The sequence below is a fragment of the Candidatus Symbiopectobacterium endolongispinus genome (assembly GCF_018777385.1).
GTDB classification, from domain to species: Bacteria; Pseudomonadota; Gammaproteobacteria; order Enterobacterales; family Enterobacteriaceae; genus Symbiopectobacterium; species Symbiopectobacterium endolongispinus.
This window is the reverse complement of sequence record NZ_JAFJYB010000004.1, coordinates 56,060-80,443: the sequence shown is the minus strand read 5'-3', so window position 1 is coordinate 80,443 and position 24,384 is coordinate 56,060. Positions and strand designations below refer to the sequence as shown.

The following is a 24,384-nucleotide window of genomic DNA, read 5'->3' as shown; positions in this document are numbered from 1 at the left end:
GGTGCTCCTTAATCGTTCTGGTGTGGGAAAAGGGAATTATCAATCAAATCGCACAGGCAATTAACGGTCAGCATGTGCATCTCCTGCACACGCGCACTGCGATGTGAAGGTATACGTATTTCAACATCCTGCGGGTCAAGCAGACCGGCCAGTTCCCCGCCATCGTAACCGGTCAGCGCGACAATCGTCATATCACGCGTCACCGCGGCTTCCACGGCTTCCACAATATCTCGGCTGTTGCCTCGGGTGGAGATCGCCAGCAAAATATCGCCCGCTTGCCCTAATGCACGCACCTGTTTTGCGTACACTTCTTCATGCAGACGATCGTTTGCTATCGCGGTTAAGACCACATTATCCGCATTTAGTGCAATCGCCGGTAAACTGGGGCGCTCCGCTTCGAATTGGTTGATCATGCTGGCGGCAAAATGCTGTGCGTTAGCGGCGGAAGTCCCATTGCCACAGCACAGGATTTTGTTACCGTTGAGTAATGAGTGCACCAGCGCAGTGGCTGCTCTGGCGATCGCATCGGGTAGGGCTTCCGCTGCGGCGATTTGTGTTTGAATACTTTCGGTAAAACAGACTTTTATTCTATCCAGCACGGTGCATTAACCTATTTTCCAAGCGATCCATTGAGCAATGCGATCTTTTCTCTGACAACGACACCGTCCAGATGCGGTGTTTACGCGCCAAAGGCGTTTGGCAACCAATCATGGTGTTCGCCGGTAATCGCTAGTATATCGAACCGGTAGCTTGTCGTGTCAAAACTCTGCTGTCGTTGCGCCAGCCACAGCGCAGCAGCATGCAATAACCGCTGTTGCTTGCGGGGCGTCACACTCTCCGCTGCCGAACCAAATTGCGCATTTTTGCGGTAACGTACCTCAACAAAGACCCAGGTGTGTCCATCCCGCATAATCAAATCCAGCTCACCGCCGCGACAATTTACGTTGGCGGCAACGAACGTCAGCCCGGCGTGGTGCTCCAGATAGCGCCGGGCGTGCTGCTCATAGTGCGTGCCTGTCGCTCGCCGATTCAGGGAACGGGCACCAACTGGCCCTGGCGATATTGCAGCCAGGTTAATTGGCGGTTGATAACGCAATCTGCGCTGGCCGTTAACGTGCCCGTTGCGCCAGTAATTTGCTGGCTGGACGACTGACGTAAATCGGCAAAGTGGTTCGCCAACGCCCAGGCATCCATCCCCATGGCATAGAGACGCACCAGTGAGTAGTCATTCTTGAACTGGCTAGCCACTTGTTGCATCAGCGCCGGGTTGCTGCCTGCCAGCAAGGGGATCTCACTGAACTGAAGGCCTTCCATTTCAAGACGGAAATCTGGCCCCAACCCGGCCTGGAAACTACGCGAACTGGCATATAATGCCGGGCGTGATTGCGAGGTGGTGCGCATATCGATCATCGGTTTAATCAACGCCAATTCATCCGGCGTCGCCAGAATGTAAACCGCATCGACATTGCCGCTGCCGCTGGTACTGACGGTGGGTTCAATCTGTGCAGGGATGGTTAACCCGCCGATGGTCGTGCCTGGCTGTGCCGCTGAGGACATCACATTGACTGGCTGACCGTTCAGACTCAACTCAGCACCGCTGTTGATGGTCTGTTTCAGCTTTGCCGTATTACCAAAGCGTTGTTGCAGCAGCGTATTACCGCCCTGACTTTGCCAAGCTTGGGTAAAGGCATTAATCACGCGATCGCCCAACGCGCCGCGTGGCACCAGCAGCAGCGGCTGTTGTTTGCCTTGGCGGTGAATAAATTGCGCCGCGTCGCGCGCTTCATCTTCCGGTGACAGGGCGAAAAAGCACATGTTGGTGGGGGTTGCACATGCTCGGGCTGATTGAGCGCCAGAATGTTCACGGTGGTTTGCTGACTGGTGAGTTGCTCAACGTCGTTTTTCAGCAATGGTACAACAATCAGTGATGCGCCATCCTTCTGCGCTTGTGCGACCAGATTAGCTACGGGCTGCGACGTGGTGTCGTAGACTTTTACAGACATGCCACTGGCGGCTTCAGGAGCCGGTGACACGCTGGCTGGCGTGGCATACGGGGCACTGATTGACGTTACCGTTACGTTGTCTGTTGCTGCGTAGGCCGTCTCGGCAGGGGCGCTGTACGCCATGCTGGCCTGACCGCTTTTCGCCGCATTAAAGCCCAGTTGGATGGCATTGGCGAACACCTGTGCCTGACCGTTGAGCGGCAGCGCAGGGCGATACTACTGCCGATACCACCACCGGCTACCGGCAAGGCGGTTTGGCCTGATGCCAGCGGCGTTGGCAGCGTTTGTGCCGCTGGGTGGCGCGGATAGCGCGTTTGCCAGTCGCTCAGCGCGGCTTTCAACTGGTCGCTCGACTCGCGGTTGTTCTGGTTGGTGGTGAGCAAATCCATCCATCCGGCCAGCACGTTCTCATTGGCGTTGATCAGCACACTATTGGCTGCCTGCGCAGACATCTGTGTCAGAGCAACCCAGGTCTGATCGATATTTTTTTGATGCTCATCACCTTTGAGCTGCGGTTCTTGGGCGATATAGGCACGCAGAAAGTCAGCAGCAGAAAGTCAGCAGAAGGCTGGCCTTTATGTGCGTTGATCTGCGCCTGATAGTAACGTGCTTGTTGATCCGCGGAGAGTGCACTGACGTCCAGCCCTTGCAGTGCGGCGGTTGTGCCGTTGCTGTCGTTGTTGGCGGCGGCAATTTCCGCTTTTAGCAGTTGCTGCTCACGCTGTTGCGGTTGTGCCAACTGCGTAGGCAATGCGTTGAACTGTTCGGTTGCCTGAGGGAACTTTCCTTCCTGAATCAGGGCACGAATCGCAAGTAATTGCCAGCCAGCCTTGTTATTATCTCGGCTTTGCTCCATTTGTTGCAGGTAGTAGTAAGAGGAAGCTCCGGCCTGACCTTGAACATCAGGTGAAGGCGGCTGTGGCGCCTGGCCTGGACATCCCGCAAGAAGCAGCGCCGCGAATAACACAGACGCGATACACCCTGTTTGCGAACGGACGAAATGATTGGGAAGCATACTGTATCCAGTGGTTTTTTTATAAAGATGCTCAATATTAAATCGGCAACCCGGATGAAACAATGAATCATGAACAACAAGCAGACATTTCTGCACCCACGCTTTACATTGTGCCAACACCGATTGGCAATCTGGGCGACATCACAGAACGTGCGCTGAGCGTACTGCGCGAGGTGGATGTGGTTGCCGCAGAGGATACGCGCCATACCGGCCTGTTATTGCAACATTTTGCCATCAGTGCGCGCTTATTTGCACTGCACGATCACAACGAACAGCAAAAGGCCGATCATCTGCTGGCCAAGCTTCAACAAGGACAATCCATTGCGCTGGTGTCTGATGCGGGGACGCCGCTGATTAACGATCCCGGTTACCATCTGGTGCTCCGCTGTCGTGAAGCGGGCGTGCGCGTGGTGCCATTGCCGGGGCCGTGCGCGGCGATCACGGCGCTGTCGGCGGCGGGCATTGCTTCGGATCGTTTTTGTTACGAAGGGTTTCTGTCCGCCAAAACCAAAGCGCGTCATGACCGTTTACTGCAATTGTCTGAAGAGACACGCACGCTGATTTTCTACGAATCCACCCACCGCTTGATTGACAGCCTGGCCGATATAGCAACGGTACTGGGGGAAGCGCGTTATGTGGTGCTGGCGCGCGAGCTGACCAAAACCTGGGAGTCGATTCAGGGGGCCCCGGTGGGTGAACTGTTGGCCTGGGTGCAAGAAGACGAAAATCGCCGCAAGGGTGAGATGGTACTGATTGTAAAAGGTTTCCAACCGGATGAGAGCAAGCTGTCAGCGGAAGCGCTGCGTACCCTGGCGCTGCTGCGCGCTGAATTGCCGTTGAAAAAGGCGGCGTCGCTGGCGGCGGAAATCCACGGCGTAAAAAAGAACGCGCTGTATCGCCATGCGTTGGCGCAAAATGAGGCGGATGACGACGCAGAGGATGACAATCGAGACTAATTCGCCTATCATTCGCGCCGAAGTTGACCAGACAGTCGCCGCTTCATGGTTGTCCCTTTCGGGGGATACGCGTGAAGGGGAGGAAAGTCCGGGCTCCATAGGGCAGGGTGCCAGGTAACGCCTGGGAGGGTAAAACCTACGACCAGTGCAACAGAGAGCAAACCGCCGATGGCCCACGCAAGTGGGATCAGGTAAGGGTGAAAAGGTGCGGTAAGAGCGCACCGCACGGCGGGTAACCGTTCGCGGCACGGTAAACTCCACCCGGAGCAAGGCCAATAGGGGTTCACATGGTACGGCCCGTACTGAACCCGGGTAGGCTGCTTGAGCCAGTGCGTGAGTGCTGGCCTAGATGAATGACTGTCCACGACAGAACCCGGCTTATCGGTCGACTTCACCTTTTGAAAAACCCCGCCTCGGCGGGGATTTCCTCCAATCTGCATCTGCTTCCCTTCGGGACAAGCTCGCCGGAGCGGGAGTGTCATTACCCTTCAGGAATGTCCATGTTTGATATCGGCGTCAATCTGACCAATAGCCAATTTGCTCACGATCGTGCTCTGGTCATTGAGCGTGCTCAGGCGTTTGCGGTGAGCGGAATGCTCATCACCGGAACCAACCTGCATGAAAGTGAGCAGGCGCTGGCACTAGCACAGGAATACCCAGACTATTGCTGGTCGACGGCGGGTGTGCATCCCCATGATGCCAGTAGTTGGTCGACGGCGGTGGCGGAACGGATTTCGCAGTTGGCGCAACAGCCTGCTGTTGTAGCGCTGGGCGAGTGTGGACTGGACTTTAATCGCAATTTCTCAACGCCTGATGAGCAGGAACACGCTTTTTCCGCGCAGTTAGCGTTGGCCGCAGAGCTGGTGTTACCCGTATTCTTGCATTGCCGTGACGCCCATGAGCGTTTTATCGCGCTACTCTCTCCCTGGTTGGATAAGCTGCCGGGAGCGGTACTGCACTGTTTCACGGGGACTGAACAGGAGTTGGATGAGTGCTTGCGTCTTGGGCTTTCGATTGGCATCACCGGTTGGGTGTGCGATGAGCGACGCGGAATTGCACTTCGCCATCTGCTAAAACAGATTCCCATCGACCGCCTGTTATTGGAAACAGACGCGCCCTATTTGTTACCCCGGGATTTATCACCAAAACCTGCATCCCGGTGTAATGAACCCTGCTTTTTGCCGCATATCGTTCAGCAGGTTGCTGCCTGGCGCGATGAAGACGCCAGTATGTTGGGGCAAAAAGTAGATGAAAACGCACGCCGGATTTTCCGGCTGCCATGATTCTGGAGAATAATTATGAGCAATGTTTTTCCTGGCGCTTTTCCCGGCCGTCGCCTGCGCCGTTTACGCCGTCATGATTTCAGCCGTCGCCTTGTTGCTGAAAATCAGTTGACGGTCAATGACCTGATTTATCCTGTTTTTGTGATGGAAGGCAAAAATCAGCGTCAGGAAGTGCCTTCGATGCCGGGCGTATACCGCATGACGCTGGATCTACTGGTGAAAGAGGCGGAAGAACTCGCCAAGCTGGGTATCCCGGTGCTCTCACTGTTTCCGGTGATCGATACCGACAAGAAGTCGCTGAACGCCGAAGAAGCCTATAACCCCGAAGGGCTGGTGCCGCGTGTGATCCGCACGCTCAAAGATGCGGTGCCGGAGCTGGGGTTGCTGGCAGACGTTGCCCTGGATCCTTATACCACACATGGGCAAGACGGCATTATTGATGAAGATGGCTATGTGATCAATGACATCACCAAATCCGTTCTGGTGCGTCAGGCGCTGTGTCATGCACAAGCGGGTGCAGAAATCATTGCACCAAGCGACATGATGGATGGGCGCATTGGTGCCATACGCGCCGAGCTGGAAGCGCAGCATCTGGTGAACACCCAGATCATGGCTTACTCGGCAAAATATGCGTCTTGCTACTATGAGCCTTTCCGCGATGCGGTAGGTTCGGCAAGCAATCTGAATGGTGGTAACAAAAAAACCTATCAGATGGACCCGGCCAACGGGGATGAAGCCTTACAGGAAGTTGCCCAGGATTTGCAGGAAGGCGCGGACATAGTGATGGTGAAACCCGGGATGCCCTATCTTGATGTGCTGCATCGTGTTAAAGAAACGTTTGGCGTGCCGACCTTTGCCTATCAGGTCTCCGGCGAATATGCCATGCACATGGCGGCCATTCGCAACGGCTGGCTTCAGGAGCAGCCGCTGGTGATGGAGTCACTGCTGTGCTTCAAACGCGCAGGGGCAGACGGCGTGCTGACCTATTTTGCCAAGCATGTCGCACAATGGCTGCGTGACGAACAGCTTTCCCGCTAATCGTCCTATCCGCTCAGACCTATCCGTTCGCCGCCCGTGAGTGTTCTCACCGGCGGCGTTTATTTTGTCGGTTACGCCTGACTACAACTTTTTGAACTGGCGATTATCGAGGCTTTGCGGCACCTGCTTGTTGAGAAAATTGAGCAGCAGCATGGAGCGTGCTTCACCGTCAGGTTCACTGTAAATCGCCTGTAGCCCGGTAAACACCCCTTCGGTGATCAGCACGGTGTCCCCGGGATACGGTGTTTGTAGATCGTGAATAATCTGTACCGGGTGTTGCGTCAGTTCGGTAATGACGGTCACGGGGATGACGGCAGGCAGAGCGCCGAAACGGATAAAGTGGCTGACGCCCCGTGTTGCGGCAATCGTGGTGGTATGGATGCGTTCGGGATCGAATTCAATAAACAGGTAGTTGGGAAACAGTGGCTCGCTGACTTCCGCGCGTTTTCCCCGCACGATCTTTTCCATTTTGATCATCGGGCTCAGGCAGTTAACGGCCTGGCGTTCAAGATGTTCCTTGGCGCGCAGCAGCAGCCCACGCTTGCAATACAATAAATACCAGGCTTCCATAATGTGTTGTGTCGATGATCTGTCAGTCGATGAGCATTGCAGGGAAGCATAACAAAACCCTGTGCAGATAAATAGCGGCATGAAGAAGCGACAGAATTGGCAAGAAACCTTATAATGTCGTTTTAACAGACTGCATTGACAATCAGCATGAAATATCGTGATTTACGTGAATTTCTCGCGCTTCTTGAACAGAAGGGGGAACTGAAACGCATTCGCCACCCTGTCAGCCCCCACTTGGAAATGACGGAGATTGCCGACAGAACGCTGCGTGCGGGCGGCCCGGCGTTGCTGTTTGAAAATCCCACCGGTTATACCATGCCCGTGCTGTGCAACCTGTTTGGTACCCCGGAGCGGGTGGCAATGGGCATGGAACAGGATAGCGTGACGGCGCTGCGTGATGTCGGCAAGCTGCTGGCCTTTTTGAAAGAGCCTGAGCCACCCAAAGGATTCCGAGACTTGATGGAAAACATGCCCAAATTCCGTCAGGTGCTCAATATGCCCACCAAACGGCTGTCATCGGCCCCTTGTCAGGAGCAGGTCTGGTCTGGGGAATCCGTCGATCTGACCCGTATTCCTGCGATGCAGTGCTGGCCGGAAGATGCTGCTCCTTTGATCTCCTGGGGCTTAACGGTTACTCGCGGGCCGCACAAGGCGCGTCAGAATATCGGTATTTATCGCCAGCAGGTGCTTGGTAAAAACAAGCTGATCATGCGGTGGTTATCTCATCGCGGCGGCGCGTTGGATTTCCAGGAGTGGTGTCAGGAAAATCCCGGTCAACGCTTCCCGGTTTCTGTCGCGCTCGGTGCCGATCCGGCGACTATCCTTGGTGCAGTAACCCCGGTGCCAGATACGCTTTCCGAATACGCCTTTGCCGGACTACTGCGCGGTTATAAAACCGAAGTGGTGAAATGTCTCTCCAATGATTTGGAAGTGCACGCCAGCGCGGAAATTGTGCTGGAAGGGTACATTAAACCAGGAGAAATGGCGGCGGAAGGGCCGTATGGCGATCACACCGGCTATTACAATGAGGTGGATAACTTCCCGGTGTTTACCGTTACGCATGTGACGCAGCGTCAGGACGCCATTTACCACTCCACCTATACCGGACGCCCACCTGATGAACCTGCCGTATTAGGGGTGGCGCTGAATGAAGTCTTCGTGCCGATTTTGCAAAAGCAATTCCCGGAAATTGTCGATTTTTACCTGCCGCCGGAAGGGTGTTCCTATCGTCTGGCAGTCGTCACCATGAAAAAACAGTACGCCGGTCATGCCAAACGGGTGATGATGGGCGTATGGTCTTTCCTGCGCCAGTTTATGTATACCAAGTTTGTCATTGTCTGCGATGACGACATCAATGCGCGTGACTGGAAAGACGTTATCTGGGCTATTACCACCCGTATGGACCCGGCACGAGATACGGTATTGATGGAAAATACGCCAATAGACTATCTGGATTTCGCGTCGCCGGTGTCGGGGCTGGGTTCCAAAATGGGACTGGATGCCACCAATAAGTGGCCCGGTGAAACTCAGCGCGAGTGGGGGCATCCCATCAAGAAGGATCCTGATGTGTGTGCCCGTATTGATGCCATATGGGATGAGCTTGCCATTTTTAACGACAGCCCGCCGCGTGCTTGATGTATGGTGTGCCGCTGTTACTCGTTTTGCTTTTATCACCCTTAGAGGGAATGCATGACAACATTGAGCTGTAAAGTGACATCCGTAGAGGCGATAACGGATACGGTTTATCGGGTACGTTTGTTGCCGGAAGCCCCTTTCTCTTTCCGTGCCGGTCAGTATTTGATGGTGGTAATGGATGAGCGTGATAAGCGCCCGTTCTCAATGGCATCAACGCCTATGGAACAGCAGTTTATCGAGCTGCACGTGGGTGCCTCAGAGCTGAACTTGTATGCGATGGCGGTGATGGATCGTATTCTGAAAGAGCGCGCGCTGACGGTGGATATCCCCCACGGTGAGGCCTGGTTGCGCGAAGAGAGCGATCGTCCGCTGATCCTGATTGCCGGCGGCACGGGGTTCTCTTATGCACGTTCTATCCTACTGACGGTGCTGGCACATCAACCCGAGCGCGAGATAGCGATCTACTGGGGGGGGCGGGAGATCAAGCATCTGTATGATTTGACCGAACTACAGGCTCTGGCGAGCCAACACGCGAACTTGCAGGTTATCCCTGTGGTTGAGCAGCCGGAACAGGAGTGGCGCGGCAGAACGGGTACGGTGCTCAGCGCGGTATTGCAGGATTACGGCACACTGTCAGGTCATGATATCTACATTGCAGGGCGCTTTGAAATGGCAAAAATTGCCCGCGAGCGCTTCTGTAACGAGCGTGGTGCGTTGATTGACCACCTCTACAGCGACGCCTTCTCCTTCATTTGAGTGCCTTAAAAAACGTGCTGTTTCCGATGGAGTTCATCAACGGATGGAAACAGCACGTGTGCTAAAGGCGCACCAAAGCATCTTACGTTGTGACCAGGCAGACCCGCACGAGCCGCAACGGGATGCGCTACCGATTACTTTAATTCACAGGTTTGCACCGTCCAGCGCCGCGCCTGCTCGCTGATGGTGAAGCCCAATCCAGGACGGTCAGAGACCCACATCCGCCCATCACGCAGTTCCAGCTGTTCGTTAAACAGCGGGTTCAGCCATTCAAAGTGTTCCAGCCAGGGTTCTATGGGGTAGGCTGCGGCGAGGTGCAGGTGCACTTCCATCGCGAAATGCGGTGCCAGTTTCTTACCGTGTTTGGCCGCCAGATCCATTATTTTCAAAACGGCGTCACGCCGCCAACGCGCGGAGCGTCTGGCTGAACGAAATCGCAGGCGTTGCCGAGGATCAGTTGCCCGTGTTCCCGGAAGCTGGTCAGCATTTCGCCGGTAGCAATCGGGGTATCCAGCGCAGTAGCCAGCGCCGCATGGCCTTCGACATCATAGGCATCCAGCGGTTCTTCAATCCAAACCAGATTGAATGCCTCCATTTTTCTGCCCATACGGATAGCGGTTTCACGATCCCATTGCTGGTTTGTATCGACCATTAACGGGAAATCATCGCCCAACGCTTGGCGCACAGCGGTAAGGCGGCGAATATCTTCTGCGGTATTTGGTTGGCCGACTTTGATTTTAATGCCGCCAATGCCATTCTCGCGTGAAATCACCACATTTTTCAGCACTTGCTAGAGCGGCGTATGCAGGAAACCGCCGGAGGTATTATAGCATTGCACCGAGTCGCGGTGGGCGCCCAGTAGCTTGGCCAGCGGTAATTTGGCGCGTTTGGCCTTCATGTCCCACAGCGCAATATCAATCGGGGAAATTGCTTGTACTGCCATACCGCTGCGCCCGACGGAAGCACCAGCCCACTGCAGTTTGGTATAAATCTTGTCGATATCGTTAGGGTCTTCGCCGAGCAGATTATTGGCAATCTCTTTGGCGTGTGCATAAATACCCTGACCACGCGCGCGTTTGGAGTAGCTGAACCCTACGCCCTCAAAGCCATCCAGCGTGCGGATTTCAGCGAATATGATCGCGACTTCCGTCAATGGCTTTTGTCGTCCCGTCAATACCTTGGCGTCACTCACTGGCGTTGCCAGTGGTAAAAAGGCTAAGGAGATCTTCACTTGTTCAATACGATCCCCGCTCTCTGCTGCTGCTGTCGGGGAGTGTGCAGTTTTGGCGTAGCTTACGGCATCTGAATTGGCACGTAGGGTCATGATGGCATCCTGAAATAAAATGATTGCGCTAACATTTTTAGATCGAACCTAATGTTAGCGCTATTATCGCGCGTTGTTTTTGTATAATGGATCACAAATTAAGCAGCATTGCTTTGTAATCGCCTGTTGCGTGTGAGGTGATCGTTGGTATTGGCATCAATGATATTATCAATATGTTAGCGCAATCATTTTTTTGTAAAGATCGTGCCAGTCGGGCTAGCGGGTGGAAAACCGTGCCACTATTCAGGATAATGCCAACGCCGGAAGTCTGACCGTTGATAAGGAAACACGTCATTGAAAAGCGATAAGCGTGCCAAGGGTAACCAACCGCGTACGCCCACACTTGAGGATGTCGCCAGAGCATCTGGCTGTCGCCAATGACGGTAAGCCTGGCGTTGAACACGCCCAAGCTGGTAAAGGCGGCGACCATCGACAAGGTGATGGAGGCAGTGCGCATTACCGGCTACATCCCCAACCTGCTGGCCGGTGGGCTGGCCTCTCGCCGCAACAAGTTTATTGCCGTGGTGGTGCCTCAGATCAACAACGCCATGTTTGTCGATACCATTCAGGCCATCAGCGATGAGCTGGACGCACGCGGCTATCATATGTTGCTATGTGTGGCGGGGTATTCCGATGAAACTGAAGCGGAAATTGTGGCCACGTTATTGTCACGTCGCCCTGACGGGGTGGTGCTGACGGGCATTCATCACACGCCGGAATTGCGCAAAATCATCCTCAATGCGCAGATTCCAGTGGTCGAAATTTGGGATTTGACACCAACCCCTCTGGATATACTGATTGGCTTTTCCCATGAGAAGATTGGCTTTGCCGCAGGAGACTATCTGCTGGGTAAAGGTCATCGGCGTTTTGGTTTGATTTGGGCCGCGGATCGGCGTGCGGCGCAGCAACTGGCCGTTATGGGATTTGGTGATTTGGCATTTGCGGCGCATAACGTGCCGTCGATTTCGACGTTTGGCGTCTACAGTTGGAAGATGGGCAAAGAGGCTGCCACGCTGCTTGCTGACAAAATTGAAGGAAAAAGCACGGAAAGTCCGATTATTGATATCGGATTTACCCTGATTGAGCGGGACTCTGCCTAGTGAATGCGCCCCGCGCCACTCCGGAGAGATAACCGCTCCGACGTGTGCTTTGGCAAATTATACCCGTTCAAACACCGTGGTAATACCCTGGCCAAGACCGATGCACATGGTCGCTACGCCAAACTGCACGTCGCGCTGTTCCATCAGGTTGATCAGCGTGCCGGAAATGCGCGCGCCGGAGCAGCCGAGCGGATGACCGAGCGCGATAGCCCCACCGTTCAGGTTCACCTTGTCATCAATGGTTTCCAGCAGTTCTAAATCTTTCAGACACGGCAGCGTTTGTGCGGCAAAGGCTTCGTTGAGTTCAAACACCCCGATATCCGTCAGCGCCAATCCTGCGCGCTTTAACGCCAACTGTACGACTGGCACTGGACCGTAGCCCATAATGGATGCATCGCAGCCGACCACTGCCATCGCCTTAATACGCGCGCGGTTAGCCCCCGCTCCCGTGCGCGTGATTCGCTCATGACGAGCATGGCGGCTGCGCCGTCAGAGAGGGCGGAGGCATTGCCTGCTGTCACTGCGCCATGCGCCGGATCGAAGGCGGGTTTCAGGATGCTCAGGCTTTCTACCGTGGTGTCGGCACGAATCACCTCATCATCGTGAAACGCATGTAGTATGCCATCGGCATCGTGGCCGACCGTGGGGACGATTTCATGGCGGAAGGCACCGCGCTGGGTTGCCTGCCAGGCGCGTTGATGAGAGCGAGCGGCGAACTGATCCTGCATGTCACGGCTGATGTGATGAATGCGTGCCAGCATCTCCGCCGTCAGTCCCATCATCGCAGCCGCTTTCGCCACGGTGCGGCTCAGGCCCGGATGAAAGTCGACGCCGTGATTCATCGGCACATGTCCCATGTGCTCCACACCGCCGATCAGGCAAGTGCTGGCATCCCCCACCATAATGGCGCGAGCGGCATCGTGCAGTGCCTGCATGGAGGAACCGCACAGGCGGTTGACTGTGACTGCAGGCACGGTCGGCGGAATCTCCGCCAGCAGCGCTGCGTTGCGGCCGATATTAAAACCTTGCTCCAACGTTTGTTGTACGCAGCCCCAATAGATATCGTCTATCTCATGGGCGTCCAGCGCCGGGTTACGGCTCAGCAAGCTGCGCATCATGTGGGCGGAAAGATCTTCGGCGCGCACCTGACGGAATGCACCCCCTTTCGAGCGTCCCATCGTGGTGCGGATGGTGTCGACAATAACAACGTTTTCCATATTCTGTGACCTCATGCCGATTAACCGAGAGAGATACCCGCGTGCGGTGCCGCTGGGGGATAATAGCTGTCGTTACGCTCTGCAAGTAGGCAGGCCATCGGGTATCTGATATATCGCCTCGAGGGATTCCAGTGCGTTAGCCTGTAGCGCATAGTCACGGCTGCCCAGCGTGTCGAGATAGCGACAGGCACCGCTGTGGAACGGCGGGAACCCCAGCCCATACACCAGCGCCATATCGGCTTCTGCGGGACTGGCGACAATGCCCTCTTCCAGACAGCGCGCGACCTCGTTAACCATCTGGATCATCATGCGGGCGATAATCTCTTGCGCGGTAAAGGTGCGACTGCCGTTGGCGATCTCCAACAGCAGAGCATCGACGCTTTTATCCTGCTCTTTTACCGGCTTGCCCTTTTTGTCGGGCGTATAACGATAGAAACCTTGTCCGTTTTTCTGACCGTAGCGCTGATGTTCGAACAGCACATCAATCGCGTCGCGTTCGGTTTTTTACATACGCTGCGGGAAACCTTGCGCCATAACGGCCTGAGCATGGTGCGCGGTATCAATACCGACTACGTCCAGCAAGTAGGCCGGTCCAATCGGCCATCCGAACTGCTTCTCCATCACACTGTCTATCTGGCGGAAGTCAGCACCATCACGCAGTAACAAGCTGAAAGCGGCAAAGTAGGGGAACAGCACGCGGTTGACGAAAAAACCGGGGCAATCGTTAACCACGACTGGGGTTTTGCCCATCTTGCTGGCGTAGGCCACCACGCGTGCGATGGTGTTGTCGCTGGTTTGCGGGCCACGGATGATTTCCACCAGTGGCATACGGTGCACCGGATTAAAGAAGTGCATGCCGCAAAAACGCTCAGGATGTTGCAAGGGGTTTGCCAGCAACGCGATGGGGATCGTCGACGTATTGGAGGCCAGAATGGCGTTTTCGGAAAGGTGCATTTCCGTTTGCGCCAGTACTTCCCCTTTCACCTTGGGGTTTTCCACCACCGCTTCCACCACGATATCGATATCCGCAAAGCGGCCATAATCAAGCGTTGGCTAAATGTGGCTCAGGATATTCGCCATTTTCAAACCGTCCAGTTTGCCGCGCGTCAACTGACCGTTGAGCAATTTCGCGGCCTCTTTCATGCCCAATGCCAGCGCTTTGTCGTTGATGTCTTTCATCACAATCGGCACGCCCTTGTAGGCAGACTGGTAGGCAATGCCGCCACCCATAATGCCAGCACCCAGCACGGCGGCCTGCTTTGGTACGGATACCGCACCTGACAGTTTCTTAGCCTTGCCCTTAACATACTGATCGTTTAGGAAAATACCGACCAGAGCTCGTGCCGCTGACGTTGCAGTAAGCGTCACAAAATTCTGTGTCTCAATGCGTAATGCATTATCGCGCGTCATCCCCGCCGCGGCTTCAACGGTTTTGACTGCGGTCAGGGGGCGGGATAATGTTTACCGGCGGTTTGTGCCACCATTGCTTTGGCCATTGTAAAGCTCATTGCTGCTTCTATCGCATTGAGCTTGAGTGGTTCCCGCTTTGGCTTACGGTAGGACAACCAACCAATCAATCTGACTGGAAATGGCCTGACGCAGAACGTCTACTCCCGCCTCCGCCAGTTTTTCATCAGGCACCACCGCCTGAACCAGGCCGATTTTCAACGCTTCTGACGAATCGATGCCTTTTCCTGTGGCAATATTTCCAGCGCGCTGTCGGCTCCTAACAGGCGCGGCAGGCGAACAGAGCCGCCAAAGCCGGGCATGATACCGAGTTTGACTTCTGGCAGACCGATGCGCGTGGACGGTGTGACGATACGGATATCCACCGCCAGAGCGCATTAACAGCCGCCGCCAAGGGCATAGCCGTTGATGGCGGCAAGTGTCGGCACTGGCAGGTCTTCAAGACGATTGAAGATACGGTTGGCTTGTTCCAACCAGGTTTGAAGATGCTCGCGCGGTGCCGCGAACAGCGACAGGAATTCGGTAATATCAGCACCGACGATAAACGCCGGTTTGTCTGAGTGCAACAGCAGGCCTTGCAGGCCTTCCAACTGCTCAAGCACGGTCAACGCATTGCCCAGGCTGGCAACGGTTTTGGTATCCAGGGTATTCACCGAGCCGGGAGAGGCAAAGACCAGCTCCGCGATCCCTTCCTCCAACCAGCGCACGTAGAGCGTTTCACTTTGATAAAGCATAGCGATCTCCAGAAACAGTATAATGATCTGGTACGACCAGATGAGTGGATTGTGGCCTAATGTTAAATAAATGCAAGTAAAAGATTAATTATTTGCCATTTCGATCACAAAGCGCTCGCTGCTACCCTCCGGCGATCACCGTGATACACTGAGCGTATCTTGCTGTGGTAAATGAGGATCTTCATGGAAAAGCTGGCATCTTTGTTCCACCAGCATCTGGCGACGATGCAACAGCACGCGCAAAACGTACTGACGCAGCATCATCTTGATGCGGTGTTAATTCATTCCGGGGAGCCCCTGATGCGTTTTCTGGACGATCAGGAATATCCCTTCAAGGTTAACCCTCAGTTCAAAGCCTGGGTTCCGGTGACTCACGTGCCCCATTGCTGGCTGTGGGTGGATGGGGTTAACAAACCCCGATTGTGGTTCTATTCTCCGGTCGATTATTGGCATAACGTTGCGCCATTGCCGGAGAGTTTCTGGACCAAAGATATCGACGTGATTGTGTTGCGTAATGCGGACGAGATTGGTGCGCTGTTGCCAGCGGCGCGCGATCGTGTGGCTTATCTTGGCTATGTGCCTGAGCGTGCGCTGTCTCTGGGTATTGTCCCGCAACATATTAACCCGAAACCCATACTGGATTATCTGCACTACCATCGGGCCTATAAAACTGACTACGAACTGTTCTGTATGCGTGAAGCGCAAAAAACGGCAGTGGTCGGGCACCGTGCCGCGCAGAGCGATCATCTGTTTGCACAGCTCATCAAGGATTTGAATCAGGGACAGCAGGCGCTGATTGAGTCAATGCGGGTCGGCGTGCGCTATACCGACTACCATATTCAGATGCATCAGCGCGTGGCAAAACTGCTGCACCGTCATCACCTGGTGCAAGGGATGAGCGAAGAGGCAATGCTGGAGAGCGGATTGACCTGGGTCTTTTTGCCACACGGACTGGGCCATCCGCTTGGTTTGCAGGTGCACGATGTAGGCGGTTTTATGCAGGATGAGCGCGGCACGCATCTGGCAGCACCAGAAGCCCATCCCTACCTGCGCTGCACGCGTGTTATGCAACCTCGTATGGTGCTGACCATTGAGTCGGGTATCTATTTTATCGAATCGTTGCTGGCACCGTGGCACAGTGGACAATACAGCCAGCATATTGATTGGAAAAAATAGACATGTTGAAACCGTTTGGTGGGATCCGCATCGAATACAATATCGTGTTCCATGAGAAACGCGTTGAAAACATGACGCGGGATCTGAATCTCGCCTGATGCAACGTTATAAGATTCCAGCGAGTGAAGTCAGCGTCAGCGAAGAGATAAAAAAGAGTCGTTTTATCACGCTGTTGGTACCGACTGACGGCGTGGCGGCGGCCAAGGCTTATGTGCAGCAGGTGCGCGAGCGGTATTCCGATGCCGGGCATCACTGCTGGGCCTTTGTTGCCGGGGCACCGGATGATTCGCAACAGCTTGGCTTTTCGGATGATGGTGAGCCTTCAGGAACGGCGGGAAAACCCATACTGGCGCAACTGATGGGGAGCGGAATCGGTGAGATAACCGCTGTCTCGGTGCGTTACTATGGCGGCATTCCGCTAGGTACTGAGGGATTGGTCAAGGCGTATGGCGGCGGTGTCCAGCACGCATTAAAGCACGTGGAAACGCTGGAAAAAAGTGCTGCGCACGGCGTATCGGCTACAATGCGACTATACCTTACATGCGCCCGTTAGCGCGTTGATTCGGCAGATGGGCGATGAAGTGAATCACTGCGATTATGGTGCAAAAGTGACGTTGCAGGTGGCGATCCCTGACAGTGCTTACCAATAAACGGTGCGCCGTTTGGGCGATATAAGCAGGGTAACGTTGCAAATATCCATTATATGATAATAATTCAGCGCTGTTTGATGACTCGTTAAGGATGTTTCTCCATGCACCTGCGCGCCATTACCCGCATTGTAGGGTTACTGGTTATTCTGTTTTCCGGAACCATGTTTATCCCTGGCCTGGTTGCTCTGATTTATCGTGACGGCGCAGGACGGGCATTCACGCAAACCTTTCTGGTTGCCCTGTTTATCGGCAGCGCGCTCTGGTTTCTCAATCGTAAACACAAGCATGAGCTGGCCTCGCGAGAAGGCTTCTTGATTGTGGTGCTGTTTTGGACCGTGCTGGGTAGCGTAGGGGCATTGCCCTTCATCTTCTCTGAACATCCAAACCTTAGCGTCACCGATGCCTTTTTCGAATCATTCTCCGGCTTAACCACCACGGACGCGACCACACTGGTCGGGTTGGATTCTTTGCCAAAGGCCATTCTGTTTTACCGGCAGATGTTACAGTGGTTCTGCGGGATGGGGATCATCGTATTAGCGGTGGCGATTCTGCCTATCCTCGGCGTTGGGGGTATGCAGCTCTACCGTGCTGAGATGCCTGGGCCATTGAAAAATAATAAAATGCGGCCTCGCATCGTAGAAACCGCGAAAACATTATGGATGATCTATGTGCTGCTTACCGTGGCCTGTGCGGTAGCGCTGTGGTTGGCGGGGATGTCACTGTTTGATTCTATCGGACACAGCTTTTCCACCATTGCCATCGGCGGCTTTTCAATCCATGACGCCAGCATTGTCTATTTCAACAGCCCTACTATCAATACCATCATCGCGGTGTTTCTGCTGATTTCTGGCTGTAATTACGGTTTGCACTTTGCCATGCTGAGTGGCAGAAGTCTCAAGGTGTACGGTCGCGATCCGGAATTTCGCATGTTCATCTTTGTTCAGATGTCGCTGGTGGCGGTGTGCACGCTGGTGCTGTGGTTCCATAATGTTTATGGCAGCGGTATCCAGACGCTGAATCAGGCGTTTTTCCAGGTGGTGTCCATGGCGACCACCGCAGGGTTTACCACCAGCAGTTTTGCCGCCTGGCCGCTATTCTTACCTGTTTTGCTTTTGTGCTCTGCTTTTATCGGCGGGTGCGCGGGGTCGACGGGCAGTGGCTTAAAGGTGATTCGTATCCTGCTGTTGTTCTTGCAAGGACACCGCGAGCTCAAACGATTGGTGCACCCTAACGCGGTCTATACCATCAAGCTTGGACGTCGTGCCTTGCCGGAGCGGATCCTCTAAGCGGTATGGGGCTTTTTCTCCGCCTATGCGTTAGTGTTTATTGTCAGTATGCTGGCAGTTATAGCCACCGGTGTGGATGATTTTTCTGCTTTTGCCGCTGTCACGGCGACGTTAAACAATCTGGGGCCGGGATTAGGGGTAGTGGCCGATAACTTCACCACCATGAATGACGCAGCGAAATGGATTCTGATTTCAACCATGCTGTTCTGGCGTCTTAAGGTGTTTACCTTGCTGGTGTTGTTTACACCTACGTTTTGGCGCGCATAACCTAAAACAAAAAGCCAAATAGCAATGACCTATGAAAGCGTTGATACTTTTTTCCAGTAAGGATGGTCAAACCAAGGCTATCGCCTCTTATATCGCGACGGTGCTAAAGGGTAAGGTCGAGTGCGATGTGGTGAACATCACGGCCGCTGACAATATCGAACCCGCGCATTACGATCGCATTCTGATCGGTGCTTCGGTGCGTTATGGTTATTTCCAGCCTGAGGTTTATGCTTTTATCAAACAACACTTGGGGGAATTGCAGCGTCTGCCAAATGCCTTCTTCTCTGTGAATCTGACCGCGCGTAAGCCAGAAAAGCGCACGGCACAAACCAATCCCTACACCCGGAAGTTTTTGCTGAGCTCCCCGTGGCAGCCAGCACTGTGCGGTGTGTTTGCCGGTGCACTGCGCTATCCGCGCTATGGTTGGCTCGACCGGGTGATGATTCAGCTTATTATGAGAATGACCGGTGGTGAGACGGACAGCAGTAAAGAGATTGAATACACCGATTGGCAACAGGTTGAGCATTTCGCACATGAATTTGCTCAGCTTGGTGCAAAAAAACGCGTTTAATGCTGATGTTTAGTACGCTCTGCCGAAAAAATACGCACTCGAAAATAAAATTGAAATTAGCCCTTGTCAGGGCGCGAGAAGTGTCTACACTGCGCCTCCACTGACACGGCAACAGCGACACGCAGTTGCGGTAACAGTCGGAAAGTTAAACGCGAAATTGAAAAATTAACGTTGACTTTTCAGCGGTGCAGCGTAATATACGCCTCCCGCGCCACGGTAGATGTGGCAACGCTCTTTAACAATTAATCAGACAATCTGTGTGGGCACTCACAGGACTTTATCGTAAAGCCTTAGGGCTTAAAAAATAAAAGTCTTGAAGAGTGAACAACAGTTAATTCATTACGAACTAACAGTAATAATTCTTTGAGCATCGCTTCTCGAGCAGAAGCAAATCAAACTTTAAATTGAAGAGTTTGATCATGGCTCAGATTGAACGCTGGCGGCAGGCCTAACACATGCAAGTCGAGCGGTAGCACAGGAGAGCTTGCTCTCCGGGTGACGAGCGGCGGACGGGTGAGTAATGTCTGGGAAACTGCCTGATGGAGGGGGATAACTACTGGAAACGGTAGCTAATACCGCATAACGTCGCAAGACCAAAGTGGGGGACCTTCGGGCCTCACGTCATCAGATGTGCCCAGATGGGATTAGCTAGTAGGTGGGGTAACGGCTCACCTAGGCGACGATCCCTAGCTGGTCTGAGAGGATGACCAGCCACACTGGAACTGAGACACGGTCCAGACTCCTACGGGAGGCAGCAGTGGGGAATATTGCACAATGGGCGCAAGCCTGATGCAGCCATGCCGCGTGTGTGAAGAAGGCCTTCGGGTTGTAAAGCACTTTCAGCGAGGAGGAAGGCAGTAAGGTTAATAACCTTGCTGATTGACGTTACTCGCAGAAGAAGCACCGGCTAACTCCGTGCCAGCAGCCGCGGTAATACGGAGGGTGCAAGCGTTAATCGGAATGACTGGGCGTAAAGCGCACGCAGGCGGTTTGTTAAGTTGGATGTGAAATCCCCGGGCTTAACCTGGGAACTGCATTCAAAACTGGCAAGCTAGAGTCTCGTAGAGGGGGGTAGAATTCCAGGTGTAGCGGTGAAATGCGTAGAGATCTGGAGGAATACCGGTGGCGAAGGCGGCCCCCTGGACGAAGACTGACGCTCAGGTGCGAAAGCGTGGGGAGCAAACAGGATTAGATACCCTGGTAGTCCACGCTGTAAACGATGTCGATTTGGAGGTTGTGCCCTTGAGGCGTGGCTTCCGGAGCTAACGCGTTAAATCGACCGCCTGGGGAGTACGGCCGCAAGGTTAAAACTCAAATGAATTGACGGGGGCCCGCACAAGCGGTGGAGCATGTGGTTTAATTCGATGCAACGCGAAGAACCTTACCTACTCTTGACATCCAGAGAACTTGGTAGAGATGCCTTGGTGCCTTCGGGAACTCTGAGACAGGTGCTGCATGGCTGTCGTCAGCTCGTGTTGTGAAATGTTGGGTTAAGTCCCGCAACGAGCGCAACCCTTATCCTTTGTTGCCAGCGATTCGGTCGGGAACTCAAAGGAGACTGCCAGTGATAAACTGGAGGAAGGTGGGGATGACGTCAAGTCATCATGGCCCTTACGAGTAGGGCTACACACGTGCTACAATGGCGTATACAAAGAGAAGCGACCTCGCGAGAGCAAGCGGACCTCATAAAGTACGTCGTAGTCCGGATTGGAGTCTGCAACTCGACTCCATGAAGTCGGAATCGCTAGTAATCGTAGATCAGAATGCTACGGTGAATACGTTCCCGGGCCTTGTACACACCGCCCGTCACACCATGGGAGTGGGTTGCAAAAGAAGTAGGTAGCTTAACCTTCGGGAGGGCGCTTACCACTTTGTGATTCATGACTGGGGTGAAGTCGTAACAAGGTAACCGTAGGGGAACCTGCGGTTGGATCACCTCCTTACCTAATGATACTGATTCTGTGAAGTGTTCACACAGATTGTCTGATGAAAATGCTGAGCAAAAAGCATCTGTTGATGAATGAGTCTCTGACTCATGCTGATACGAACCGATTAGAGCAGTTGAGTTAATCTGGTTTTCGTGTCCCCATCGTCTAGAGGCCTAGGACACTGCCCTTTCACGGCGGTAACAGGGGTTCGAATCCCCTTGGGACGCCATACCGATAATGAGTAAAAGACATATCACCGGTTCTGCGGAACCGACAATAACGTAAAGATAACTTACGAGTCGTGTTTACGATATTTGCTCTTTAACAATCTGAAACAAGCTGAAAATTGAAACGAGCAATAGTGGCTCACTACCAATATTGTGATTCTCTCAAGCTTTCACACCCGAGACATTTTCGGGTTGTGAGGTTAAGTGAATAAGCGTACACGGTGGATGCCTAGGCAGTCAGAGGCGATGAAGGGCGTGCTAATCTGCGAAAAGCGTCGGTAAGCTGATATGAAGCGTTACAACCGACGATACCCGAATGGGGAAACCCAGTGCAATTCGTTGCACTATCATGTCATGAATACATAGTGGCATGAGGCGAACCGGGGGAACTGAAACATCTCAGTACCCCGAGGAAAAGAAATCAACCGAGATTCCCCCAGTAGCGGCGAGCGAACGGGGAAGAGCCCAGAGTCTGAATCAGCTTGTGTGTCAGTGGAAGCGTCTGAAAAGTCGCACAGTAAAGGGTGATAGTCCCGTACACGAAGATGCACAGGTTGTGAGTTCGATGAGTAGGGCGGGACACGTGTTATCCTGTCTGAATATGGGGGGACCATCCTCCAAGGCTAAATACTCCTGACTGACCGATAGTGAACCAGTACCGTGAGGGAAAGGCGAAAAGAACCCCGGCGAGGGGAGTGAAATAGAACCTGAAACCGTGTACGTACAAGCAGTGGGAGCATCCTTAGGGGTGTGACTGCGTACCTTTTGTATAATGGGTCAGCGACTTATATTCTGTAGCAAGGTTAACCGCATAGGGGAGCCGTAGGGAAACCGAGTCTTAACTGGGCGTTAAGTTGCAGGGTATAGACCCGAAACCCGGTGATCTAGCCATGGGCAGGTTGAAGGTTGGGTAACACTAACTGGAGGACCGAACCGACTAATGTTGAAAAATTAGCGGATGACTTGTGGCTGGGGGTGAAAGGCCAATCAAACCGGGAGATAGCTGGTTCTCCCCGAAAGCTATTTAGGTAGCGCCTCGTGAATTCATCTTCGGGGGTAGAGCACTGTTTCGGCTAGGGGGTCATCCCGACTTACCAACCCGATGCAAACTACGAATACCGAAGAATGTTATCACGGGAGACACACGGCGGGTGCTAACGTTCGTCGTGAAGAGGGAAACAACCCAGACCGCCAGCTAAGGTCCCAAAGTCACGGTTAAGTGGGAAACGATGTGGGAAGGCATAGACAGTCAGGATGTTGGCTTAGAAGCAGCCATCATTTAAAGAAAGCGTAATAGCTCACTGGTCGAGTCGGCCTGCGCGGAAGATGTAACAGGGCTAAACCATGCACCGAAGCTGCGGCAGCGACACTTAGGTGTTGTTGGGTAGGGGAGCGTTCTGTAAGCCGTTGAAGGTGAACTGTGAGGTTTGCTGGAGGTATCAGAAGTGCGAATGCTGACATAAGTAACGATAAAGCGGGTGAAAAGCCCGCTCGCCGGAAGACCAAGGGTTCCTGTCCAACGTTAATCGGGGCAGGGTGAGTCGACCCCTAAGGCGAGGCCGAAAGGCGTAGTCGATGGGAAACAGGTTAATATTCCTGTACTTGGTGTTACTGCGAAGGGGGGACGGAGAAGGCTATGTCATCCGGGCGACGGTTGTCCCGGTTTAAGCGTGTAGGTGTGACTTTGGTAAATCCGGGTCACTGTTAACACTGAGGCGTGATGACGAGGTACTACGATACTGAAGTGACAGATGCCAAGCTTCCAGGAAAAGCCTCTAAGCATCAGGTAACATTGAATCGTACCCCAAACCGACACAGGTGGTCAGGTAGAGAATACCAAGGCGCTTGAGAGAACTCGGGTGAAGGAACTAGGCAAAATGGTGCCGTAACTTCGGGAGAAGGCACGCTGTGCGAGGTGTAGGGATTTACTCCTGAAGCTTTGCGCAGTCGCAGATACCAGCTGGCTGCAACTGTTTAATAAAAACACAGTACTGTGCAAACACGAAAGTGGACGTATACGGTGTGACGCCTGCCCGGTGCTGGAAGGTTAATTGATGGGGTTATCCGTAAGGAGAAGCTCTTGATCGAAGCCCCAGTAAACGGCGGCCGTAACTATAACGGTCCTAAGGTAGCGAAATTCCTTGTCGGGTAAGTTCCGACCTGCACGAATGGCGTAATGATGGCCAGGCTGTCTCCACCCGAGACTCAGTGAAATTGAACTCGCTGTGAAGATGCAGTGTACCCGCGGCAAGACGGAAAGACCCCGTGAACCTTTACTATAGCTTGACACTGAACCTTGAGCCTTGATGTGTAGGATAGGTGGGAGGCTTTGAAGCGTGGACGCCAGTCTGCATGGAGCCAACCTTGAAATACCACCCTTTAATGTTTGATGTTCTAACCTGGGTCCGTAATCCGGACTGGGGACAGTGTCTGGTGGGTAGTTTGACTGGGGCGGTCTCCTCCCAAAGAGTAACGGAGGAGCACGAAGGTTAGCTAATCCTGGTCGGACATCAGGAGGTTAGTGCAAAGGCATAAGCTAGCTTGACTGCGAGAGTGACGGCTCGAGCAGGTACGAAAGTAGGTCTTAGTGATCCGGTGGTTCTGAATGGAAGGGCCATCGCTCAACGGATAAAAGGTACTCCGGGGATAACAGGCTGATACCGCCCAAGAGTTCATATCGACGGCGGTGTTTGGCACCTCGATGTCGGCTCATCACATCCTGGGGCTGAAGTAGGTCCCAAGGGTATGGCTGTTCGCCATTTAAAGTGGTACGCGAGCTGGGTTTAGAACGTCGTGAGACAGTTCGGTCCCTATCTGCCGTGGGCGTTGGAGAATTGAGGGGGGTTACTCCTAGTACGAGAGGACCGGAGTGAACGCACCACTGGTGTTCGGGTTGTCATGCCAATGGCATTGCCCGGTAGCTACGTGCGGAAGAGATAAGTGCTGAAAGCATCTAAGCACGAAACTTGCCCCGAGATGAGTTCTCCCTTGTCCCTAGAGGACGCTGAAAGGCCGTTAAAGACGACGACGTAAATAGGCTGGGTGTGTAAGTGCAGCGATGCATTGAGCTAACCAGTACTAATGACCTGTGAGGCTTAACCTTACAACGCCGAAGATGTTTTGGTGTTGATTGAGAGACAAAATCGTCTGGAACGATTTTGAACAGCGCGGAGCGCTGGCC

General features: G+C 53.7%; 9 protein-coding genes, 1 tRNA gene, 2 rRNA genes, 1 other RNA gene and 8 pseudogenes. 14 read left to right on the top strand and 7 right to left on the bottom strand.

Going from position 1 to position 24,384, the window contains the following annotated elements; translation table 11 throughout:
- Positions 1–8: 8 nt before the first annotated feature.
- The 3 genes and pseudogenes from diaA to JZM30_RS15650 form a co-directional block, all read right to left on the bottom strand.
- A complete protein-coding gene (gene diaA, locus JZM30_RS15660; RefSeq protein WP_252319784.1) occupies positions 9–599 on the bottom strand; it encodes a DnaA initiator-associating protein DiaA in 591 nt (196 codons plus the stop codon).
- Between the two features lie 80 nt (positions 600–679).
- Positions 680–1,033 carry a YraN family protein gene (locus JZM30_RS15655; protein ID WP_252320581.1) on the bottom strand — a complete coding sequence of 118 codons (354 nt, stop codon included), beginning with the start codon at positions 1,031–1,033 and terminating at the stop codon, positions 680–682.
- Positions 1,030–3,018: pseudogene (locus JZM30_RS15650) on the bottom strand (penicillin-binding protein activator). The gene JZM30_RS15655 and the pseudogene JZM30_RS15650 overlap by 4 nt, the downstream one beginning before the upstream one ends.
- 62 nt (positions 3,019–3,080) lie before the next feature.
- Here JZM30_RS15650 and rsmI point away from each other — a divergent pair.
- The 4 genes from rsmI (at position 3,081) to hemB (ending at position 6,295) form a co-directional block, all read left to right on the top strand.
- A complete protein-coding gene (rsmI, locus tag JZM30_RS15645; RefSeq protein ID WP_252319782.1) occupies positions 3,081–3,974 on the top strand; it encodes a 16S rRNA (cytidine(1402)-2'-O)-methyltransferase in 894 nt (297 codons plus the stop codon).
- Positions 3,975–3,993: 19 nt separating this feature from the next.
- Positions 3,994–4,371: RNase P RNA component class A (gene rnpB / locus JZM30_RS15640), an RNA gene on the top strand.
- A 103-nt stretch (positions 4,372–4,474) separates the two neighbouring features.
- Positions 4,475–5,257, top strand: a complete 783-nt coding sequence (gene tatD, locus JZM30_RS15635; RefSeq protein ID WP_252319780.1) for a 3'-5' ssDNA/RNA exonuclease TatD — start codon at positions 4,475–4,477, stop codon at positions 5,255–5,257.
- Between the two features lie 15 nt (positions 5,258–5,272).
- Positions 5,273–6,295 carry a porphobilinogen synthase gene (hemB, locus tag JZM30_RS15630; RefSeq protein WP_252319778.1) on the top strand — a complete coding sequence of 341 codons (1,023 nt, stop codon included), beginning with the start codon at positions 5,273–5,275 and terminating at the stop codon, positions 6,293–6,295.
- An 81-nt stretch (positions 6,296–6,376) separates the two neighbouring features.
- On the opposite strand, the gene rfaH is transcribed toward hemB, so the two are convergent.
- Positions 6,377–6,865 (bottom strand): transcription/translation regulatory transformer protein RfaH, encoded by a 489-nt coding sequence (gene rfaH, locus JZM30_RS15625; RefSeq protein WP_252319776.1) that lies wholly within the window; start codon positions 6,863–6,865, stop codon positions 6,377–6,379.
- Positions 6,866–7,012: 147 nt separating this feature from the next.
- Between rfaH and ubiD the strand changes: the two genes are divergently transcribed.
- Complete coding sequence (ubiD, locus tag JZM30_RS15620) at positions 7,013–8,500, top strand: 4-hydroxy-3-polyprenylbenzoate decarboxylase (RefSeq protein ID WP_252319774.1); 1,488 nt, start codon at positions 7,013–7,015, stop codon at positions 8,498–8,500.
- A 54-nt stretch (positions 8,501–8,554) separates the two neighbouring features.
- On the top strand, positions 8,555–9,256 hold the full coding sequence (gene fre / locus JZM30_RS15615; protein WP_252319772.1) for an NAD(P)H-flavin reductase: 702 nt from the start codon (positions 8,555–8,557) through the stop codon (positions 9,254–9,256).
- A gap of 134 nt (positions 9,257–9,390) precedes the next feature.
- Here fre and JZM30_RS15610 read toward each other — a convergent pair.
- A pseudogene (locus tag JZM30_RS15610) lies at positions 9,391–10,580 on the bottom strand (L-talarate/galactarate dehydratase).
- Between the two features lie 294 nt (positions 10,581–10,874).
- On the opposite strand from JZM30_RS15610, the pseudogene JZM30_RS15605 reads away from it, so the two are divergent.
- Positions 10,875–11,680, top strand: a pseudogene (locus tag JZM30_RS15605) (LacI family DNA-binding transcriptional regulator).
- Between the two features lie 57 nt (positions 11,681–11,737).
- Here the strand turns inward: JZM30_RS15605 and fadA are convergent.
- A pseudogene (gene fadA / locus JZM30_RS15600) lies at positions 11,738–12,897 on the bottom strand (acetyl-CoA C-acyltransferase FadA).
- A 20-nt stretch (positions 12,898–12,917) separates the two neighbouring features.
- A pseudogene (gene fadB, locus JZM30_RS15595) lies at positions 12,918–15,098 on the bottom strand (fatty acid oxidation complex subunit alpha FadB).
- 183 nt (positions 15,099–15,281) lie between these two features.
- Between fadB and JZM30_RS15590 the strand changes: the two are divergent.
- The 7 genes and pseudogenes from JZM30_RS15590 (at position 15,282) to JZM30_RS15560 (ending at position 24,306) form a co-directional block, all read left to right on the top strand.
- Positions 15,282–16,372, top strand: a pseudogene (locus JZM30_RS15590) (aminopeptidase P family protein).
- A pseudogene (locus JZM30_RS15585) lies at positions 16,372–16,924 on the top strand (IMPACT family protein). The pseudogenes JZM30_RS15590 and JZM30_RS15585 overlap by 1 nt, the downstream one beginning before the upstream one ends.
- Before the next feature lie 101 nt (positions 16,925–17,025).
- Positions 17,026–18,477 (top strand): annotated as a pseudogene (gene trkH, locus JZM30_RS15580) (Trk system potassium transporter TrkH).
- A gap of 31 nt (positions 18,478–18,508) precedes the next feature.
- Positions 18,509–19,048, top strand: coding sequence for a menaquinone-dependent protoporphyrinogen IX dehydrogenase (hemG, locus tag JZM30_RS15575; RefSeq protein WP_252319770.1), 540 nt, complete (start codon positions 18,509–18,511; stop codon positions 19,046–19,048).
- Between the two features lie 401 nt (positions 19,049–19,449).
- Positions 19,450–20,991 (top strand): 16S ribosomal RNA (locus tag JZM30_RS15570).
- Positions 20,992–21,130: 139 nt separating this feature from the next.
- Positions 21,131–21,205: transfer RNA gene (locus JZM30_RS15565), tRNA-Glu, on the top strand.
- A gap of 196 nt (positions 21,206–21,401) precedes the next feature.
- Positions 21,402–24,306 (top strand): 23S ribosomal RNA (locus JZM30_RS15560).
- The 16S and 23S rRNA genes sit together here with 1 tRNA gene alongside, the layout of an rRNA operon.
- The last annotated feature ends 78 nt before the right edge of the window (positions 24,307–24,384 follow it).